The sequence below is a fragment of the uncultured Psychroserpens sp. genome, from assembly GCF_947492715.1.
Taxonomy (GTDB): Bacteria; Bacteroidota; Bacteroidia; order Flavobacteriales; family Flavobacteriaceae; genus Psychroserpens.
On sequence record NZ_CANLNS010000003.1, the window covers coordinates 41931 to 61342 of the forward strand.

The following is a 19412-nucleotide window of genomic DNA, read 5'->3' on the forward strand; positions in this document are numbered from 1 at the left end:
TTTACTTTTTTAGGCTTTTCAAAATGTCCTCAATAGCCTTATCGAGTTGAGGTTGATTATCATGTAAGCGGTCTTTAAAGTCTTCTTTTACATAGATGTCTGGACTTACACCAGTGAACTCTAAATTATCTCCATCTAAAGTATAGCAACCCCAAGATGGCAACCTATAAAAAGAGCCATCTACTAATCCTGCGCCAGATGTAAATATGATCCAACGATACGTTTCTGTTCCTATAACTTTTCCTAATCCGAGCTCTTTAAATCCAGCTGAAGTTACTTCGGCATCACTAAGAGTTTGCTCATTAACAAGTATAATGATAGGTTTTGCAGCAGGTCCAAAATTTGGTTGAGGAGCAAGTTTGCCTTCACGATATTTCCACTGAGCATAAGGCTTTTGTGCTAAGAATTGTAAAACGTCATCATGAACATTACCACCAGTATTATTTCTTAAATCTAGAATTAAGGCCTCTTTATTATAGGCTTCAGATACCATTTCTCTTTTGAAATTGTTCAGCTGGCCTCCTCCCATATTCTTCATGTGCACATAGGCAATCTTATTTCCACTTTTACGATCTACATAAGATTGATTATTAGCAACCCATTCGTCATATAATAAACCTCTTAAATTTCCTGATGAAATAGGATGAATACTCACATCGTGTGATTTGCCAGCTCTGTTAAAAGTTAGACGTATCTCTCTATCCCTTGATGGCTTACTGAAATAGTAGGCTCTGTTCCTTTTTGCATCTACAGCCTGACCATTAACATGTGTAAGCACATCACCAGATTTAATATCTTTTCCAGTGACGTCAGCAGGACTTTTAGCAACAATACGCGCCACAGTATATGGATTGTTTTTATCAAATTGAATTCCGGTTTCCATCGTTCTACTTCCATAATAAGCATCATCTTCTGGACCATTAGATCTGAATCCGAAATGAGACGTATTTAACTCACCTAACATATCATTAAATAATAGGCTAAGCTGTGAACGCTTTGTTATATAAGGTAAAAAAGAGGCGTATTTGTCTCTTAATTTCTGCCAATTTTCTCCATGGAAATTTTCATCATAAAAATTAGATTCAAAACCTGCCCATGCTTCAAAAAACATTTGATTAAATTCATCGTTTAAGTTCTTCTGAAATGTAGCGTCGATTTTAATTTTAGTGAGCTTATTAGAGCTTAGATTTACTTTATTAATGGCGCCATTAACGAGCATATATGGAGTGTTCTTTACAATTTTTGTTTGAAAACCTCTAATACTTTGTGTTCCTACTTTTTCAGTTTTATTAGGTTCAAAAGGTTTAATAATGGTTCGCCATAAATTATAGTTGCCTTTATCATGATTAGAAAAATAATAAATATAAGTAGTTTCATCTTTACCAATAATATCTATACCACCTTGTAATCCAAAATTAGGACCTATACGCTCTATACGTTCCATTAGGCCGTTTTCATTAATTACGATAGTAACAGCGCTAGAAGATGCATCTTCTTTGTCATCATTTTTGTCCTTATCATCGTTATCGTCTTTGCTTTCTTCTTTGAAAAGCGCATCAAATTTATCCAGTTTATAAGGAGCTTCATACTTATCTAATGCCATTCTGTAAATATGAACTTCTCTATTTCCTCTAGGAAAACCCGGCTCAGTTAAGTTAGATTCAAAGAAAATGTACTTGCCATCTGGCGACCATACAGGATTAGATTCGCTAACCCCTGTATTGGTTAAGTTGATGACTTTTTTTGATGGAATATGATATGTAAAAATATCGAGTTCAAAATTTCGATATGCATTATAAAGCAGATAAGAATCATCTGGAGAGAAGTAAGCCGCACCTGCATATAGTGCCCAAAACTCGTCCTTAACAATAGTTTTACTTTTAAATGAACCTAAACTCATAAGTTTGAGTTCGTCTCTTCCGCTTATATAACATGCGTTTTCAAGTTTGTGATCCAGAACAATATTGATGTTATTCTTGGCTTCATTGGTGACACGCTTTTCTGTGCCATCTCTATCGGCCGAAATGGTGAATAAATTACTGTAACCATTTGCCGTTTGATTGTACAATAATGTTCTACTATCTTTTAGCCATTTCACTTCTAAAACACGCTCATTTGAAGTGGTATTTAGCTTTTTGATAAATTGACCTTTGATATCAGATACAAATAACTCTCCACGTGATACAAAGGCTATTTTTTTGTTATCTGGCGAAATGTCGAAGTAACTTATATTGTCTTTTACCTTGAAATCTTGCGATTTAGAAAGGGTATTGTTTCTATTTAGTCTTATTGCCACTTTCTGTGCTTTTTTAGTGGCCACATCATATATAAAGATTTGGTAGTCTTTCGTGAATACTACCTTTTGACCATTTGCACTTACTTGTGGTCTCCCTATAGACGATGAAAACTTAGTTAGAGCTATTTTAGAATTGTTTAAAAATGTATAGAGGTTATACTCATCGTTGTTCTCATCTGAAGCAAAGAATATTTGACCATTTCGATCTACTGTTGCCCACATATCCTTACCTCTATAGCTTGTATATTCTTTATAGGTGTCGGTTTTTGGATTATACGACTTAATATCAGGATTGTAATCACCTTTATAACGTTTACGATGAGTGAAGTTTTTACTTTCCCAACTCTCATTAAAGAAGATTTCACCAGTGTTTGGGTGTTCAACAACATTGTGCACATTGTTAAAATAATGATCAAACAATCGCACAGGTGTCCCTCCATCTATGTTTAAAGCATAGCCAGCAAATCGATTGTAACGCGAAGAAGTAAAATAAATTTGCTTTGAGTCCCAAGACCAGCTGTCTACATCATCTGCTGCATCATGAAATGTAAGCTGTTTAATCTCTCCACCATTAATAGGCATAATATAAATATCCTTGTTGCCGTATTGTGTACCACTAAATGCAATCCAATTCCCATTTGGAGAAATTCGAGGTAGAGTTTCTTCACCATCCATAGCTGTGATTCGTAAGGCTTCACCACCAGAAGTAGGAGTTTTCCATAAATCACCATCATAACTAAATACTATAGTTTTTCCATCTGGAGTCAGTGTTGGATCTGTTTGAAAATAGGCTTCCTGTGCTTGTAATATTGAATTAAAAAATAAAAACAAAAAAAGTAGAGGTGTGCAATGTGTTTTCATAATATTAAACTGTTATTTTGGTATGTTTTGAATGATTTCTTTTTCTATAGTAACAATGACACTTTTAGAGGATGGTGTTTTTGCTGTATGTGCATAGCTATCTATTGGCACTAAAACATTGGCCTCAGGAAAATATGTGGCGCAACAATGCCTAGGGATTTTATAAGGAATAACTTTAAATTTTTGTGCTGATCTCATCACGCCATTAAACGTAGATGTTATATTAACAATGTCTTTCGCCATTAAACCTTTTTGTTCCATGTCTTCAGGATTTATGAAAACAACACGTCGTTCATTAAAAACACCGCGATATCTGTCATTTAAGCCATAAATAGTAGTGTTAAATTGATCGTGACTTCTTATGGTGGTCATCATAAACTCGCCTTCTTTTAACTGCCAATCAGGTAATTTATTAATAGAAAAGTGTGCCTTCCCTGTTTTAGTTTTGAAATGTCTGGTTCGGGCACCATTAGGTAAATAAAAGCCTTCAGGTCGTTGAAGTTTATTGTTATAATCTTCGAATCCTGCTACCACCTCTTGAATATCATCTCTTATAAGCGCATAATTATCTATATAACGTAACCAGTTTACAGTGGATTTTTCGTTTAAAGTTTCATGAGCGATATTACAAACAATGGCAACTTCACTTTGAAGCTGATTTGAACAAGGTGTTAGAATTCCTTTTGTAGCCGAGACCACACCCATTGAATTTTCGACACTTTGGAGTTGTTCCTGACCATTTTGTACGTCTTTTTCAGAACGGGCTAAACACGGAAGTATCAATGCTTCTTTTCCTGTTACTAAATGAGACCGATTAAGTTTAGTACTCACATGAACGGTTAAATCGCAATTTCCTAAGGCCTCTGCCGTATACACTGTATCTGGTGCCGCTGAAATAAAATTTCCTCCTAAACCAAAAAAAACTTTTGCTTTTTTCTCATGCATTGCTTTTATAGCATCAATAACGGCATAGCCATGCTTTACTGGTGGTTTGAAGTTAAACTTGGCTTCAATTTTATCTAAAAAGGCTTGAGGAGCAGCTTCCCAAATACCAACAGTACGATCCCCTTGAACATTAGAATGCCCTCTAACTGGGCAAGTTCCTGCACCTTCTTTTCCAATACTTCCTTTTAAAAGTAGAATATTTACAAACTCTCTAATATTGTCTACAGCATTTTTATGCTGAGTTAAACCCATAGCCCAACAGATAATAATTTTATCTCGCTTGATAATTAAATCAACAATGTCTAAAATGACACTTTCAGAAACACCAGAACGTTTCACACAATCGTCAAAATTGTACGTTTTTAAATCTGAAATAAATTCAGAATAGAAACTTGTATTCTTTTGAATAAATTCATGATCAAAAACGGCATTATTAGTCACATCGGCTTCTACCAATTTAAGTAAGATGGCTTTTATCAGAGCGACATCTCCATTAATCATAACCTGAGCAAAGACATCAGCAATCTTGGTGCCTCCTGTTATGATTTTTTGAGGACTTTGTGGGTTGATAAACTTTATTAGACCTGCCTCTGGTAAGGGGTTTATGGCTACTATTTTTCCGCCATTTTTTTTGCACTTTTCAAGAGCTGTCAACATTCTTGGGTGGTTTGTTGCAGGGTTTTGACCAACAACCAGAATTAATTCGGCTTTGTATATATCGTCAAGTTTTACTGAGCCTTTTCCTATACCAAGGGTTTCAGATAAGGCTTTACCACTTGCTTCATGGCACATGTTTGAGCAATCAGGAAGATTTGAAGTTCCGTAGGCTCTAACAAATAGTTGGTATAAAAAAGCAGCTTCATTACTTGTTCGGCCTGAGGTATAGAAAATGGCTTCATCAGGAGTGCTTAAATTATTAAGATGATCAGCAACTTTTTTATATGCATCTTCCCAATTAATAGCTGTATAATGCGCAGCGCCTTTAGCGAGATACATGGGTTGTGCTAATCTACCAGATTTTCCAATCTGAAAATCTGAGAGTTCGGCTAACTCATCAACACTATTTTTAGCGAAAAAAGAGGCGTCAATTATTTTGTTTTGAGCTTCTTCTGCCATGGCTTTTAATCCATTTTCGCAATATTCACCAAGTGAAGAACGCTCGTCATCTGGATCAGGCCATGCACATCCTGGGCAATCAAAACCTCCTTTTTGATTTATTTTCTTAGATATTTCAAAAGCTGTCTTCGCATCCATATATTTTAATGCATGCTTAATGGCCGATGTTACTGCAGGCAAACCAACACTATTTGTTGCTGGTTTTTTTAATTTCAGGTCATTAAATTTTTCTGATGTTAATGCTTTTTCCGAAGCTGATGAACTCATATGTTTGTCTTAATATGATAAATATACTAAGTTTTTTATCTGTTGAATAACAAAGCTTAATGTATTAACGTTAATTATACTATGAAAAAACTATTACTCACTATTGGTATTATTATATGTCTTATTCTTTTAGCGTTTCAGTTAAAACCGGTAAAAAGAGTAGTGCATACAGTAAAGGCAAGTTTAGAAACACCTAGTCTAATAAATAAGGATAGTTTAACTATCAAATCGCGTGTTAATTGTCCTGAAGGCTATAAACGTGTGGCTTATGCAAAAGGGAGTTTTGAAGAATATCTTAGACATTATAAGTTAAAACCATTTGGGAGTAAGATTATAAATTATGATGATACTGCTTATTTTTGGCAAGGTGGTCATGTGGGTATTTTAGAAATACCTGTGCCTCAAAATGGACTTCAGCAGTGTGCCGATGCGCTTATTAGAATTAGGAGTGAATATCTATGGAAAAATAATAGAAAAGATGAGATAGGCTTTAATTTCACTTCTGGACATTATTGCTCATGGAAAAAATATGCCGAAGGGTATCGTCCAAAAATTAACGGAAGTAAGGTGACCTTTAGTAAAACAGCAAGTCCTAATGATACAGAAGCCAATTTTTACAAGTATTTGAATTTAATCTACACCTACTCAGGAACCTTATCGTTATTTAACGAACTCTCAGAAATTGAAGATGTAAGTCAACTTAAAATAGGAGATATGCTTATTAAAGGAGGAACGCCAGGACATATTGTGATGATATGTGATGAGGTTATTAATGAAAAAGGAGAAAAACGTTTTTTACTGTTTCAAGGTAATACACCTGCGCAAAGTGTTCATTTGGTAAAAAATTTAGAAGACGCTACACTGTCGCCTTGGTATCAACTTGAAAAAGATGCGGTTATACCGGTTTCTAATTACACTTTTAGTAGTTCAAAATTTGTTAGGTTTAAGTGAGAAATGCTCACATTTAAATAAAACTCCGATGAGAAGGTATAAACTCGAATGTTATTTGTTTTGGGGAAAATTTAAAGGAGTTTATTATATATAAGGCGTTTTCTATATTTAGAAAACGCTTTTTTTCTTTGCAACAACTATCATTAGAATTAAAAACACAAATGCAATAGTTAACCAAAATATAATATTGGATGACGTTTGTATCTCGATTGGGTTGGAGTCTCCTATTAAAATTAACCCAGCCCAATACTCAGGTGCTGCTGTTCTTCCCTCTGCAGATGCGATATAATCTAATTTAGCGCGTCTAAGTGCCTCATCTTTTTTTAAACCATTAGCTAAATTGTTGTAGAATAGTTTTAATATTTCAGAACTGGATTTTTCATCTATTTTCCAAAGACTTGTTAATATACTTTCACTACCAGCATAATTAAACGCATGGGCTAATGATATCATACCTTCACCAGATTGATACGTTGGCTTTCCAGTTTCGCATGCGGTTAAAATAGCGAGATTTGAGGATAAGTTTTGATTGTAAATTTCGTAAGTATAGAGTGAATTGTCTTCTTTCGCAGCACTTTTAGCAAAAATGAGGCGAGACAATTCTGGCGAAACGTTATTAGATTCGGCATGCGTGCCAATGTGTATTATCTTATGCTCTTTCGCTTGCTCGGTAAATATTTGCTTTGATGCGTCTTCATTAAGAAAGGAGGTACCATCAAATAATTTAGAATATTCTTCTGCTAAATCTACGGCAAAAGGTTGAGGTAAAAGTGTTAGGTATGTTTTGTCTAGAAACACAGAGTCGGTAATAGCCGCTTTATATTTAGTCTTCATTTGATCATTAAATTCTGGCGTAAAGGCAACAAAGTTATTTTCGAAAAAACTTGGAGTTTTATTTTTGTTGATTAAGAGTAGACTGTAATTATAAGACAGGTTGTATTTGCTTAATAAACTTTCGGTATGCAACGCTTTAAAATTTGCGACATGCTTAGGTGTAAGTACATCAAAACTCAAATTAAAAAGATCTCTGTCTGGAATAATAATGATGTCTTTATTAGTGATAGTATTTTCGAAAGGTTTCCATAAAACCTTATAAAGATTGTGGTTGGTCTCTAAGTTGTTTTCTAGGATTGGCTGATTGTTTTTATGATCAAATAAAAGTTTATTTAATGCAGTAACATCGATATTATGCACTTCTATTTTCTTTTTTTCAATCACGAAAGCATAGAGGTTTTTATCGATAAATACATATCTAATTATTGATGAATTCTCAGGAAAATGTGTGTCAAAATAGTCTAGAGACTTTGCAACAGATGCGTATTTTAGGTTGTAGTATTTTGGATAATCTTTTTGAAGTGTTTCAAGAAAGTTTTGCCATGTCTTATTGGTTTCAATAAAGAACTCAATGTTATTTTGATTTTTTAAAATTGAATTAAGATCTGCTTTTAACTGTTGTTCTTTTGCTAAAACAGATTCAGGAATATCTTTTGTGGTAAAAGACTGTTTTACATTAAGTTGCTGTCTAATTTTATTATAAAGTTTAGACTCGTGCAAACTAAGCAGTTCTTTGAGGTAAATAGGGTTTTTAGTTTGATTGTATAGTCTTAATGCAAGTTGCTTTGAAAATTCAAAAATTTCATCATTATTATAAAGAATAATGGATAAATTTTGGTCTTCGGTTATTACCGTTTTTTGTTTTTCTAAAATTGAAATAGCCTTTTTTATATTTACATATTGATCTTTTAAAAACAAAGAGTCTTTCGAATTATGTAACTCGACTTCTATTTTTGATTTCAGTAAGAGCGCTTTAGGCTTTTCAATGCTGAACTCATTAATTTGTTCGTTACTCGAAGTATTGAGAAGTTTTAGTGTTTTGTTTATATAATTAAATGCCTTGTTATAGTTTTTAGAGTTAAAATGAATGGAAGCTAAATTTAATAACTGTGAACTTTCTAAAGCTGTTGTTTGTCCTTGATTTTTCACAACGTAATCATAAGCATTGGTAGCCATTTCTATGGCCTTTTCTGCATAACCATTATTGGAATAGAAATTTGAATAATTGACCATGGCATCCAGATAAAATTTATCATAATTCTCACCAAAAATAGTTTCGTAATAGGTTTTGCTTTTTTCGTAATATGTTTTAGCTAAATCGACCTTGTTATAATACTCGTTAATAACACCTTTATAGTAATAGGCATCAGCAATTCCTAAGTAATTTTTTTGCTCACTTTTCGTATAGATTTCTAATCCTTTATTAAATAATTCTTCGGCAAGTTTATGCTGTTTTAGTTTTAAATATATATTACCCAATTGCAACGCAGAATATGCAATTTCAGAGTCGTCTGGAGACAGAAATTTTAGCTTTTGGTCATAGACATATTGAATAAGATCTCTTGCTTTGGTATAGTTTGCTTGCTTGCTGAAATCGTCTGCATAATTTTCAATCGTTAAAAATAAAAATAATCGCGCCTCTTCTTTGAAGAAATCTTTACCGTCTGAATCAGATTTAATAAAGTTAGAATAATTTTTAATGGCTTTTTCATTGTAAAGCATGGCTTCAATAGAATTTCCTAGAAGTGAACTAACAGAGCTAATGTTTGATTGCGATTTAGCTCTATGGTAAAATTTATTCATAGCTGTAGGCTCCAGTTCATCTATGATTTTTTCTCCTTTTTTAAAATAAAACAAAGCGCTGTCAATTTTAAAGACATCCCACATTCTGGCACCTAAAGAATTGTACGCATCTAGTACTTTAGATTTGTCAGATTTAGGATACGACAAATAATAATCTAAAGATTTACGACTATGCCATGTTGCTTTTTTGATATTTCCTTGTCTTCTGTTATCTATGCTTAAATTATGATGTATTAAACCAAATAGATCACCTGTGGCATCTGGCATTTTTTTTGTCTCTTCAAGAGCCAGTAAGTTCTGATTTGCTGCGTTTTGATAATCACGAAGGAACACATAGAACCTAGCAAGAACCAAGTGTTTTTGGCGCGAAACTGCGAGAGAGTCTGTGGCATCTGTAATACTATTAGCAAAGTCATTGACTTTTTTAATAGCCACGTCTTTAGGATTTAAGTTCAACGCTATTTTACCAAAATAGTAGATCCGCTTGGTTAGTTCTAAATAGGATTTTTTATGCCTTAAATCGTTAATATTAGTAAGGATGAGTGTATCAGCTTTTTTAAATGCTTTGACCGAAATTAAAGAATCGATAGTTTGCGCACCATCCCATATGGTACTTTGAGAGTAACTACTAAAAACACTCAAGAATCCTCCAAATAAAATGGTCATTTTTAAACAATTACGCCATTGTTTCATAAAACATCAATTTTAAAAGTTGCTTAGTTATTTAAAGCAGATAAGAGGGCTTTACTATTGTTGTTATTAGAGTTTTCAAGACTAGATTTGGCTTTTTCAATATGCCCTTCTTTCAAATATGCTAAGCCTAAATAATAGTAGGCCTCGCTTTTAAAGTTACTGGTTGGTTCTTCAATAGCTTTTTCAAGATAGGTGATGGCTTTAGATTCATTTTTATTAGCCATATACGCTACACCTAAAAAATAATTTAGTGTATCATTTTTTGGTTTGCTCTGGTGAATTGTCGTCCATTTTGAAATAGCCGCTTTATAATCACCTTGTTTATAATTTACCATGGCATCGTAAAACTCAAAATTAGAATTTGAACTCATGGTTGTTGCTAAACCAGGATCTGGAGAAAAAAAGTTAGCATATAATTTTTCATTGGGACTTTGATTGAAAAACCAAAAATTAGCTATAGCAATAACAACAATTGCTGCTGCTGCAATTTTTCCGAAATGTAAAAATCGTACTTTAGATTGGGCTTTTTTAGCAGAAGTATTAGGGATTTCATTGTGGAAATCGTCTAGTTGTTCTTTTAGTGATTGTGATTCTATTCCAAAAAGTAATGTTCTAATATCTTCAACTTGCGTTTGAAAATCTATATCGCTTTTAAGTTTGCCTTCAAAAGCACTAAGTTCATCTGCAGTCATGTTTCCGTTGAAATAACGTTCAACAGATTCTAATAACTCTTGCGATATGTTGGTGTTTGGGTTCATTATTGGGTATTAGTTTTTAATGCTAATGCTCTTAGTTGTTGCATGCATCTGTATTTTTTATTTCGGGTTGATGCTGCGTCTAATTGTAGGTGTTGTGCAATGTCTTTCATAGATTTTTTATCAAAATAAAACTGACGCAAGAGCGACTTACAGGGCTCCCCAAGTGTTTTAAATGCTTGCATGACATTTGTTAATTGTTGCTCTTTCAGTTTGTTAGTGTCTGTATCGACATCAAGTTCAGGAGCGTTAAAATTGTTTATTTGATCTGAAACCATTGTTTTTTTGTACTCTTTTGATCTTAAAAAATCCATCCATTTATTCTTTGCTATTGTGTATAGATAACCATGTACAGAAGATTCATTCTTTGGTGTGAATTTGTCTTGTTTTATGTTTTGCCATACCGCTAGAAAGGCTTCTTGATAAATGTCTTTAGCATGTTCTTTAGTCCCATTGTTTTTAAGTACAAGTGCCTCTACCTTAAAATAATTAGCGGCGTAGATGCTTTTTAAGGCAACGGCATCATTGTCCTTAATATCTCTAATTAATTGTAGTTTATAGTCAGTTTCGTAAACTCTCCTCATGTTAATAGCTAAACATTAGAAAGATACAATTATTTCATTTTCTAACAAACAGTAGTCGTTTGAATAGTTTTTTAAATGGATAAAGATATTTATCCATTTAAAAAACTTCAGTGAACAATTAAGGTGTTTTAAGATTTTCTAGTTTCATTCTCCCACTGTAATGGTTAGCTGTGCATTAGCGACTATAGATGCATAATAATTTTCTACATCAGAAAATCCAGATAATGGACCACTCGATGTACTCGTATTGGCATGATAAATACCTGGAGTATACTCAACGAGATGACTAGCTCCAGAACCAACGTTATTGCCTTGCGGTAAGTTGTCGTCTGGTGTCCATGAATAAGTTCGTCCCACATTAGAAGGGATAACATCTGGCGTATAATCCAAAATCTCTAAAAAATAACTTACGGCATTATCCACCGCTGGCACTTCAAAATAGGCAACTATGCCATATCCTCCTGCTCCAGTCCAGCTTCTATATTCTATTTCGACGTTCATTATTATTACTTCGGGTTCTGTGGTAAAAAAGAAATCTGCTCGAGATGTTCCTCCATTACCATCTCTGGCTTCAATATAACCTTCGTAATTTGTTTCTGGCTCCAGTCCGGAAAAACTATAAACTAAAGTTGTGCCTCCAGAAGCTATTTCCCGCCCTTCTAGAATAATGGCATAAGTAACATTGTCTCCATCGGGGTCTATGGCATCTGTCCATTCTATCGTGGCTCCATCAAACCTCAAATCTGTTGTATTTGCAGAAAAGTTACTTGGATTTGAGTTGCTAGGGTCACTAGTGTCATCAGACGAGCAGCTTGAAAAAATAAGGGCTAATGCTAATATGTAAATATACTGTTTCATAATAAGTTTGATTTTAATTAAGAACTTGTTTCTATTACATCGAAAACCTCAAATAATGTCATCAAAGGATGCTAAAAATTTTATGGTATTGCACATTTGTTCAATTAGTTTTCGATTTCAAATTGAGACCATTGCTCATGATTAATGCGTTTATCTATTCTTGGATCATAAAAAGAATTGTCAGTACCAAAATATTCGCCATTAGTATTTACCCAATAATATTTACTTCCGGCATTTACGTTATAGCGTTCACCTGTGGCCATATTAGAAATTGTAGATCGTTCTCCAATCATATTTATTGTTTTTGACTGGCCAGCATTATTCATATCGTTTCTTTTAAGATAACCGGCATGACTAATATCTAGAATGTCGCTATAGGTGTCTCCAATAGATCTTGTGCTGTTTCCTCTAGCATTTATCGCTGCCATACGTTGGTTATGAGCTATTTTACTTTGCCTAGTTGCATTTTCCCAGAAGGCATTGTTTCGCCTGATAGTGTTTAATAGTTCTGTGTTTTTAGCCTGTTGCCATTGCATGTTAATTTGAGTGTTTGCTAGGCCATAGATATAGGCGTTTTTAGCTTTTTCAAAATGAGTTGAAGGCGCTTCAAGTTCTGTAGATTGAAAGGTCCAATACACAAAACTGTCTTTGTAAATGATAGATTGAACAAATACTATAAAGGATCTGTTTCCATTAGCGTCTTTCCAGTCAGTTCCCAGAACATTATACTGTCTTTTACTTCCTGTATTTAACATTCCTGATTCAAATTGATGCCAAAACTTTAGAACACTTGGGAGATCATATTGTTTAATAAGTGAATACCCTTGAGATTGTGCAGAAGGAATAACATAGTTTTGTAAAATCTGACGGAGAGACTCTACAGGCGCAATTTGTAAATCTTGAGATTGCATTTGGCTTAGTGATTGTAGTGAAAAATTATCACTGGCATAAGCATAATTGTGCGTTTCTGTTTTGGATACTTTAATGTTATGATCTCCAGTTATGGTGAATTCTGCATTTTCTCGAGAATCATAATTCCAATCTTTTGGTAATGGTGTTCTACAGATAACTAAACCGTTGTTTTTGTCGTATACATTGTTATACTTTAAATTATTTTGATGAAGTTCATTGTTGTTTCTTTTAGCAGAAAGGTTAGTGCTGTTCGTTTGGCTATTTCCTGAGTTAGAAAAGGTACAAGAGACTAGAATTGTACTTATCATAATACTTAAGAAAGGATGTTTTGCTGTTATCATCGTATTGTTGTTTTATTAAACATCGTAGTGGTTTTAAAATGTCATCATAAAAAAAGCCTTCAATATCATATTGAAGACTTTTCAGAGACTAATTCAAACCGTTAATTGTTTCCTGGTACAGTTGGGTCGTTGTCGTCTGGATCACGAAGAATATCAAATCCATCCATATCATTGTCTACGATGCCTCCACTTTCATTAACGTACAACTGAAAGTTTATTGGCAGAAAAGTATTGGCTACTTGTGTGTCATATTCTGTTTCGGGAGCTGTGGTTACAGATACTGTAACATAAGTGTTTCCAGCAGCATAAGTGGTAATAACCCAAACTTGGGCAATTCTCCCATTAAAACGAAGTAATCGTGCATTAAACTCCATTGGAATTGTTGATATGACCTGTTGCTTAAATTCAGAACAGAGCACATCTGGTGTTCCGTTAAAACCGTAGAAGTTAAACATTGTATTTATTTCGTTGGCAATAACACTTTGAGAAGGTACCGCTTGGTTAAATATAGTACTTGTTGGTACCCAACGGAATAAAACGGCATTGTCATCTCTAAATACATTAACACCTAAAGTTTGAGTTTGCGGATCTGTAACTTCAAAGGCTGTAAAACCTTGAGGTATTGTAAATCCTAGAAGTGGTATTTGACTGTGAACAAATTGCTGACCAGGATTTTGTATTAACGGAACTTGTGTTAAACCAGTTGGTTTGGCATTTGCGAAATCCCAGTACAAACCTGTATACCCAATAGCATTGTCGCAACTTGAGATTCTACCCGCTATATTTTCATTTGGGTTGTTGTCGTCTCCACTGCTGCAAGAAAACAATGTAAAAATGACGATAACTACTTTGATGTATTTTAATAATTTCATTGTAAAAGATTTTATATTATATCTAAGTATCGTAATTGTTATTTAATGTCATCAAAAAAAGCATTTATCGTATCTTTGTGTCATGAGTAAAGCCTTAACAGAACAAGAACTTCATAATCTAGCTATGAACCATGTTGGAAAAGATTTAGAACAGCGTGGATTTGAATTTGTAGCTATTAATAGTAAATTGAAACGGCATCCACAATTTGTTTGTATTGATAAAAAAAGTCAATACTTTTTTGTGATTGTAAGAGCGGTGAAACTTCCAGAAAACCCTAATAATTATGATGTTGTTTGGATGGAAACTTTTAAAAAGCATGCTTTTGAAAAAGACGCCAAAGTATTGTATGCTGGTGTTGGTCTAGGAAACCCTAATGGTGAAGATTTACCAGTACACCTTAATGAAGATTATTTAATAGAATATAACGGCATTCAGGTCATAGAACCAAATTTAAATTAAATGAAACAGTTAACATTGGTACTTATTCTTTGTGCCTTCTTTTCATGTAAAAAGGAAACAAAAACACAAAGTGAAGCTATTCAAAATATGACATTATCTGGGCCTGTTTTTGGAACCACTTACAATGTCATATATAATTCTGAAAAGGACTACAGTAAACAATTTGATAGTTTGTTTAATGTTGTTAACCAATCCATGTCTACTTATATACCAGATTCTGATATTTCTAAATTAAACAGAAATGAAACTATTGTTTTGGACGATCATTTTGCAAAGGTACTGGTAATGTCTCAAGACATTTTTAAAGCTACAGAAGGCACCTTTGATCCAACCATTGGGAATGTTGTTAACGCTTGGAGTTTTGGAGCCGATAAAAATAAATTTTTAACAGATAGTAAGACTATTGATAGTTTAATGCAATTTGTAGGATTAGATAAAATTCGTCCAATTTATTTAGGAGATGGTACTCTAAAAATAGAAAAACCTAAAGGCGCCTATTTAGAATTCAATGCTATTGCCAAAGGTTATGGTGTAGACGTTATTGGTGAATTTCTTGAGCATAAGATGATAACCAATTATTTAGTAGAAATTGGAGGCGAAATACGTGCTAGAGGAAAAAATTTGGAAAAAAACACACCCTGGCGTGTAGGCCTAGATGAACCAAGGTTTGATGGTGGACAATCTGTTTACAAAGCTATAAGTTTAAAAGATGAAGCTATGGCCACCTCTGGGACGTATAGAAAATTTAAAATTGATGACAATGGAAATAGATATGCGCATATCATCAATACTAAAACGGGCTATCCAACAAAAACAAATATTTTAAGTGTATCAGTAATTACTAAAAATTGCATGATTGCCGATGCCTATGCTACTGCATTTCAAGCTATGGGAATTGAAAAGGTCAAAACGTTTTTAGCATCGCACCCAGAATTTAAAGTGTTTATTATTTTCGAAAACGAAAAACAAGAACTCGAAACATTGAATTTGAATTCATTTCCTGAATAAAAACAGCATGTGACTTTGATAAATATGTAGTGTCTTAATAGTGCTATTAATCAATATCTAAAAAAGTTGTTCTAAAAATTATTTTTAGTTCAGCTTTTTTTATTTGTACACAACAGGAATAATCTCACCCTGAGCTAAACAATATTTTTCAATTAATTCTTGTGAGAGATTAGCGGTATAATCAACCTCCTCAACTGTGAAGCCAATATCTCGAAGTTTATCAAAATAATCGCGACCATAGACACGAACATGATCATATTGACCAAAGATTTTAGCACGTTCTTTTTTATCGGTTATACTATTATCTTCAAAGGTGTTTGCTCTCGATAAATCTTGTGGAATCTGAAATATGCCATAACCTCCAGGTTTCATAACACGATACAGTTCTTGCATAGCTTTGGTGTCATCAGGAATATGTTCTAATACATGATTGCATAATATAACGTCATAGCTATTATCTTCAAATGGTAAATCGCAGATATCTGCTTTTACATCGGCAATTGGAGATTCTAAGTCGGTCGTAGTGTAATCGAGATTAGCCAATCTTTTAAACCGTTTTAAGAAACATTGTTCTGGGGCAAAATGAAGTACTTTTTTTTCAGCAGTGAAAAATGACGTATCCTCTTTTAAGTATAACCATAATAATCTGTGACGTTCTAAACTTAAGGTTGAAGGTGATAGAACATTATTGCGTTGATCGCCATAACCGTATGGTAAAAAACTTCTAAATCCTTTTCCGTCTATAGGATCTATAAAAGTGTCTCCTCTTAAAAAGAAAGCCAATAAAGGGCGCACTACATAGCTCAACCTAATAAGAATAGGCCTTGGTATTGTATTTAAAATTATTTTAAAGAGTTTCTTCATTACTTATAATCCGCTCTTACAGGAGAAAACACATCTGTAATTTTACAAGCGGTTAATGCTTTTCCGGAGTGTTCTACATTGGAAGGAATAACAACGATCATTCCTGGCGAATATATCTTAGTAATACCATCAATTGTCATTTGAAATTGCCCTTCAGTTACCATCGAAATTTGTTCGTGAACATGCGCGTGCAATGGAAGTTCTGCTCCAATTTCTACCTCCCAAAAAGCGGTTGTGGTATGCTCACTATGAACAAACTGGGCTTTAAAGCCTTTAATAATCTCTTTTTGAGGAATATTTGCAATTTCAATAGCCATTATAATACAAGTGCTTCTTTTCTAAATCGATCTTCTTCATCAGATGTAATTCCTAGTGCTTCATGAACATAGGCGAATGTTGACAATATTTCTGGTTTTCCATCAACAATAGCAATATCGTGCTCAAAATGAACGCTAGGTTTACCATCTAGAGTAACAATGGTCCAACCATCTTTTAGTTGTTTAACTCTATGTGTTCCACCATTAATCATTGGTTCTATAGCTACAACCATACCTTCAATAAATTTCTTACCGCGACCTCTTCGTCCATAATTAGGCATTTCTGGGTCTTCGTGCATCTTACGGCCAATTCCATGACCTACTAATTCTCGAACAACACCATAACCATGAGACTCACAATATTGTTGTATTGCGTAGCCAACATCTCCAACTCGGTTGCCCACTTTTAGTTGTTCTATACCAATATAAAGAGATTCTTTGGTGACTTGTACGAGTTTTTTTGTTTCTGGTGTCACCTCTCCAATTTCAAAAGTATAAGCATGATCACCATAAAAACCATTCATTAAAGCACCACAATCTATAGAAACAATATCACCTTCCTTTAAAGGAATATTAGTTGGTAAACCATGAACAACGGCTTCATTGACACTACATAGTAATGTTGAAGGACAATCATACAAACCTAAGAAACCAGGAACAGCACCTTGTTCTCTAATAAAATCTTCCGCGAGTTTATCTAATTCCATTGTAGTGACGCCAGCTTTAACTTCTTTAGCTAGCATTCCTAACGTTTTTGAAACTACTAATGCGCTTTGGCGCATTAATTCAATTTCCTCTTTTGTTTTAACTATAATCATGTCTAAAAAATATGGGCAAAGATACTTAAAATTAAAATGAAATTCTTTTTTACTGAAATATGATATTTGACAGGTTTTAAGCTGAAAATCTACGCTAATTTTGTAGTCAAATAAAAGGTAAAAGTCATGTACAAATCGGTAACAGCAGAAGAGGCTGTGAAAGCCATTAATTCAAACGACAGAGTCTATATTCAAGCAGCGGCTGCTGCTCCACAAACCCTTATAAAAGCCATGACAGCGAGGCATGAGGAACTAGAAAACGTAGAAATTTGCCAACTACATACAGAAGGGGCGGCGCCTTATGCAAACCCAGAACTTAGGAAAAGTTTTCATGTGAACTCCTTTTTCATCGGAAAAAATGTGAGGCATACTTTAAAGGCAGGAAATGGATCATATACACCTGTATTTCTTAGTGAGTTACCCTTGTTATTTAAAAGAAATAGCATCGATTTAGATGTGGCGTTAATTCATGTATCAATTCCAGATAGACATGGTTATTGTTCTCTTGGCGTTTCTGTAGAGGCTACATTGGCTGCAATAGATAGTGCTTCTGTCGTAATTGCTCAAGTGAATAATCAAATGCCAAGAACACATGGCGCAGGAATTATCCATGTATCAGAAGTGGATTATTTTGTGGAGTCTAATGAACCATTGCCAATTCATCATATGGCGGAACCTTCGGAAATTGAGAATAAAATAGGGAGTTATGTTGCCAACTTAATTGAAGATAGAAGTACGTTACAAATGGGAATAGGTAGTATCCCTAATGCTGTATTATCTCGTTTAAATAACCATAAAGATTTAGGGTTGCATACTGAAATGTTCTCGGATGGTGTTATTGATTTAATTTTAAACGACGTCATAAATGGTAATTATAAAGAAATAAATAGAGGAAGGGCGCTTACCACATTTTTGATGGGATCTAAACGATTGTATGATTATGTTGATGACAATCCTTTTGTAGAAATGCGAGCTTCCAACTACACGAATGATGTATCCATAATTAAGCAAAACCCTAAAATGGTTGCTATTAACTCTGCAATTGAAGTAGACGTTACTGGTCAAGTATGTGCAGATTCAATTGGACCAAGTATGTATTCTGGAGTAGGAGGTCAAATGGATTTTATAAGAGGTGCTTCGTTGAGTGAAGGAGGAAAAGCAATCATTGCATTGCCATCGATGACAAAAAATGGAATTAGTAGAATAGTACCATCATTAAAAGCGGGAGCAGGAGTTGTTACAACGAGGTCACACGTACATTATGTAGTTACAGAATATGGTGTTGCCAATTTATATGGAAAAACGATTAAAGAGCGTGTAAAATCACTTGTAAATATTGCACATCCTAGTCATAGAGAGCAAATCGATAAAACCTATTTTGAATTAACTAGAGATAAGCAGTTAGCGTTTTAAAAATGAAAAAAGCCCTTTTCTTTGCTTAGCAGCTTTCATATTGGGTTCTTCATTGGTGATAAGTTGGTATACTTCTCCCCAACCTAAAATGCCACCAATATTTCTGTCATCAATGTAAATATCGGCATAAATTTTTCGGCTTACGGAATTGTCATATTTTTCTTCAGGAAAACTCTGATTTACAGCATAGAATGTAATACCGTTTTCTTTACAAAATGCAACGGCATCATTAAGTTTTGAGCCACTTCTATAGGTCCAAAGTATAAGGCGGTGTCCATCGGCTTGAAGTCGCTTCATGGTTTCAAATGCAAAAATACGAGCTTTGCCTACTTTTGGATAAGCATCTTCAACGATAGTACCATCAAAATCAATGGCAATAACTAGTTTATCTTGGAAATTCATCTGCTAATTTTTGTACAGTTACAAAAATACAATTTTTCATAA

At 34.0% G+C, this 19412-nt stretch carries 16 protein-coding genes; 4 read left to right on the top strand and 12 right to left on the bottom strand.

The window, feature by feature from the left end:
* Position 1: 1 nt before the first annotated feature.
* Positions 2–3157 carry a S41 family peptidase gene (locus Q0787_RS09525; protein ID WP_298902289.1) on the bottom strand — a complete coding sequence of 1052 codons (3156 nt, stop codon included), beginning with the start codon at positions 3155–3157 and terminating at the stop codon, positions 2–4.
* 12 nt (positions 3158–3169) lie between these two features.
* The gene (locus Q0787_RS09530) at positions 3170–5485 is read right to left on the bottom strand and encodes an FdhF/YdeP family oxidoreductase (protein WP_298902290.1); all 2316 of its coding nucleotides are present in this window, start codon (positions 5483–5485) and stop codon (positions 3170–3172) included.
* A gap of 81 nt (positions 5486–5566) precedes the next feature.
* Here Q0787_RS09530 and Q0787_RS09535 point away from each other — a divergent pair, with 81 nt between their 5' ends.
* Positions 5567–6436 (top strand): DUF4846 domain-containing protein, encoded by an 870-nt coding sequence (locus tag Q0787_RS09535; RefSeq protein WP_298902291.1) that lies wholly within the window; start codon positions 5567–5569, stop codon positions 6434–6436.
* A gap of 108 nt (positions 6437–6544) precedes the next feature.
* Here Q0787_RS09535 and Q0787_RS09540 read toward each other — a convergent pair whose 3' ends face one another.
* The 6 genes from Q0787_RS09540 to Q0787_RS09565 all read right to left on the bottom strand — a co-directional run bounded on the left by Q0787_RS09540 (position 6545) and on the right by Q0787_RS09565 (position 14088).
* A complete protein-coding gene (locus Q0787_RS09540; RefSeq protein ID WP_298902293.1) occupies positions 6545–9766 on the bottom strand; it encodes a CHAT domain-containing protein in 3222 nt (1073 codons plus the stop codon).
* Positions 9767–9789: 23 nt separating this feature from the next.
* The gene (locus tag Q0787_RS09545) at positions 9790–10524 is read right to left on the bottom strand and encodes a tetratricopeptide repeat protein (RefSeq protein ID WP_298902294.1); all 735 of its coding nucleotides are present in this window, start codon (positions 10522–10524) and stop codon (positions 9790–9792) included.
* Positions 10524–11105, bottom strand: a complete 582-nt coding sequence (locus Q0787_RS09550) for a sigma-70 family RNA polymerase sigma factor (protein WP_298902295.1) — start codon at positions 11103–11105, stop codon at positions 10524–10526. Before Q0787_RS09550 ends, Q0787_RS09545 begins: the two co-directional genes overlap by 1 nt.
* A 144-nt stretch (positions 11106–11249) precedes the next feature.
* Complete coding sequence (locus Q0787_RS09555; protein ID WP_298902297.1) at positions 11250–11963, bottom strand: hypothetical protein; 714 nt, start codon at positions 11961–11963, stop codon at positions 11250–11252.
* Positions 11964–12067: 104 nt separating this feature from the next.
* On the bottom strand, positions 12068–13216 hold the full coding sequence (locus Q0787_RS09560) for a hypothetical protein (RefSeq protein ID WP_298902298.1): 1149 nt from the start codon (positions 13214–13216) through the stop codon (positions 12068–12070).
* Between the two features lie 101 nt (positions 13217–13317).
* On the bottom strand, positions 13318–14088 hold the full coding sequence (locus Q0787_RS09565) for a hypothetical protein (RefSeq protein WP_298902299.1): 771 nt from the start codon (positions 14086–14088) through the stop codon (positions 13318–13320).
* Between the two features lie 82 nt (positions 14089–14170).
* Between Q0787_RS09565 and Q0787_RS09570 the strand changes: the two genes are divergently transcribed.
* Positions 14171–14548 (top strand): Na(+)-translocating NADH-quinone reductase subunit F, encoded by a 378-nt coding sequence (locus Q0787_RS09570; RefSeq protein WP_298902300.1) that lies wholly within the window; start codon positions 14171–14173, stop codon positions 14546–14548.
* Positions 14549–15556 carry an FAD:protein FMN transferase gene (locus Q0787_RS09575; protein ID WP_298902302.1) on the top strand — a complete coding sequence of 336 codons (1008 nt, stop codon included), beginning with the start codon at positions 14549–14551 and terminating at the stop codon, positions 15554–15556.
* 99 nt (positions 15557–15655) lie between these two features.
* Here the strand turns inward: Q0787_RS09575 and Q0787_RS09580 are convergent, their stop codons facing one another.
* The 3 genes from Q0787_RS09580 to map are packed head-to-tail and all read right to left on the bottom strand — an operon-like array spanning position 15656 to position 17555.
* Entirely contained in the window at positions 15656–16420 is a 765-nt protein-coding gene (locus Q0787_RS09580) for a class I SAM-dependent methyltransferase (protein ID WP_298902303.1), read from the bottom strand.
* Entirely contained in the window at positions 16420–16737 is a 318-nt protein-coding gene (locus Q0787_RS09585; RefSeq protein WP_298902304.1) for a cupin domain-containing protein, read from the bottom strand. Before Q0787_RS09585 ends, Q0787_RS09580 begins: the two co-directional genes overlap by 1 nt.
* On the bottom strand, positions 16737–17555 hold the full coding sequence (gene map / locus Q0787_RS09590; protein WP_298902305.1) for a type I methionyl aminopeptidase: 819 nt from the start codon (positions 17553–17555) through the stop codon (positions 16737–16739). Before map ends, Q0787_RS09585 begins: the two co-directional genes overlap by 1 nt.
* A gap of 126 nt (positions 17556–17681) precedes the next feature.
* Between map and Q0787_RS09595 the strand changes: the two genes are divergently transcribed.
* Positions 17682–18968: an acetyl-CoA hydrolase/transferase C-terminal domain-containing protein gene (locus tag Q0787_RS09595; protein ID WP_298902306.1), complete on the top strand. Its 1287-nt coding sequence runs from the start codon at positions 17682–17684 to the stop codon at positions 18966–18968.
* Here Q0787_RS09595 and Q0787_RS09600 read toward each other — a convergent pair.
* Positions 18957–19370, bottom strand: coding sequence for a BT0820 family HAD-type phosphatase (locus Q0787_RS09600; RefSeq protein WP_298902308.1), 414 nt, complete (start codon positions 19368–19370; stop codon positions 18957–18959). The genes Q0787_RS09595 and Q0787_RS09600 overlap by 12 nt on opposite strands.
* Positions 19371–19412: the final 42 nt, after the last annotated feature.

Coding starts and splice junctions, on each gene's coding strand:
- Q0787_RS09560 (WP_298902298.1), bottom strand. CDS start 13,216: ATGATAACAGCAAAACATCCTTTCTTAAGTATTATGATAAGTACAATT.
- Q0787_RS09575 (WP_298902302.1), top strand. CDS start 14,549: ATGAAACAGTTAACATTGGTACTTATTCTTTGTGCCTTCTTTTCATGT.
- Q0787_RS09540 (WP_298902293.1), bottom strand. CDS start 9,766: ATGAAACAATGGCGTAATTGTTTAAAAATGACCATTTTATTTGGAGGA.
- Q0787_RS09535 (WP_298902291.1), top strand. CDS start 5,567: ATGAAAAAACTATTACTCACTATTGGTATTATTATATGTCTTATTCTT.
- Q0787_RS09545 (WP_298902294.1), bottom strand. CDS start 10,524: ATGAACCCAAACACCAACATATCGCAAGAGTTATTAGAATCTGTTGAA.
- Q0787_RS09565 (WP_298902299.1), bottom strand. CDS start 14,088: ATGAAATTATTAAAATACATCAAAGTAGTTATCGTCATTTTTACATTG.
- Q0787_RS09570 (WP_298902300.1), top strand. CDS start 14,171: ATGAGTAAAGCCTTAACAGAACAAGAACTTCATAATCTAGCTATGAAC.
- Q0787_RS09580 (WP_298902303.1), bottom strand. CDS start 16,420: ATGAAGAAACTCTTTAAAATAATTTTAAATACAATACCAAGGCCTATT.
- Q0787_RS09600 (WP_298902308.1), bottom strand. CDS start 19,370: ATGAATTTCCAAGATAAACTAGTTATTGCCATTGATTTTGATGGTACT.
- Q0787_RS09550 (WP_298902295.1), bottom strand. CDS start 11,105: ATGAGGAGAGTTTACGAAACTGACTATAAACTACAATTAATTAGAGAT.
- Q0787_RS09585 (WP_298902304.1), bottom strand. CDS start 16,737: ATGGCTATTGAAATTGCAAATATTCCTCAAAAAGAGATTATTAAAGGC.
- Q0787_RS09525 (WP_298902289.1), bottom strand. CDS start 3,157: ATGAAAACACATTGCACACCTCTACTTTTTTTGTTTTTATTTTTTAAT.
- Q0787_RS09555 (WP_298902297.1), bottom strand. CDS start 11,963: ATGAAACAGTATATTTACATATTAGCATTAGCCCTTATTTTTTCAAGC.
- map (WP_298902305.1), bottom strand. CDS start 17,555: ATGATTATAGTTAAAACAAAAGAGGAAATTGAATTAATGCGCCAAAGC.
- Q0787_RS09530 (WP_298902290.1), bottom strand. CDS start 5,485: ATGAGTTCATCAGCTTCGGAAAAAGCATTAACATCAGAAAAATTTAAT.
- Q0787_RS09595 (WP_298902306.1), top strand. CDS start 17,682: ATGTACAAATCGGTAACAGCAGAAGAGGCTGTGAAAGCCATTAATTCA.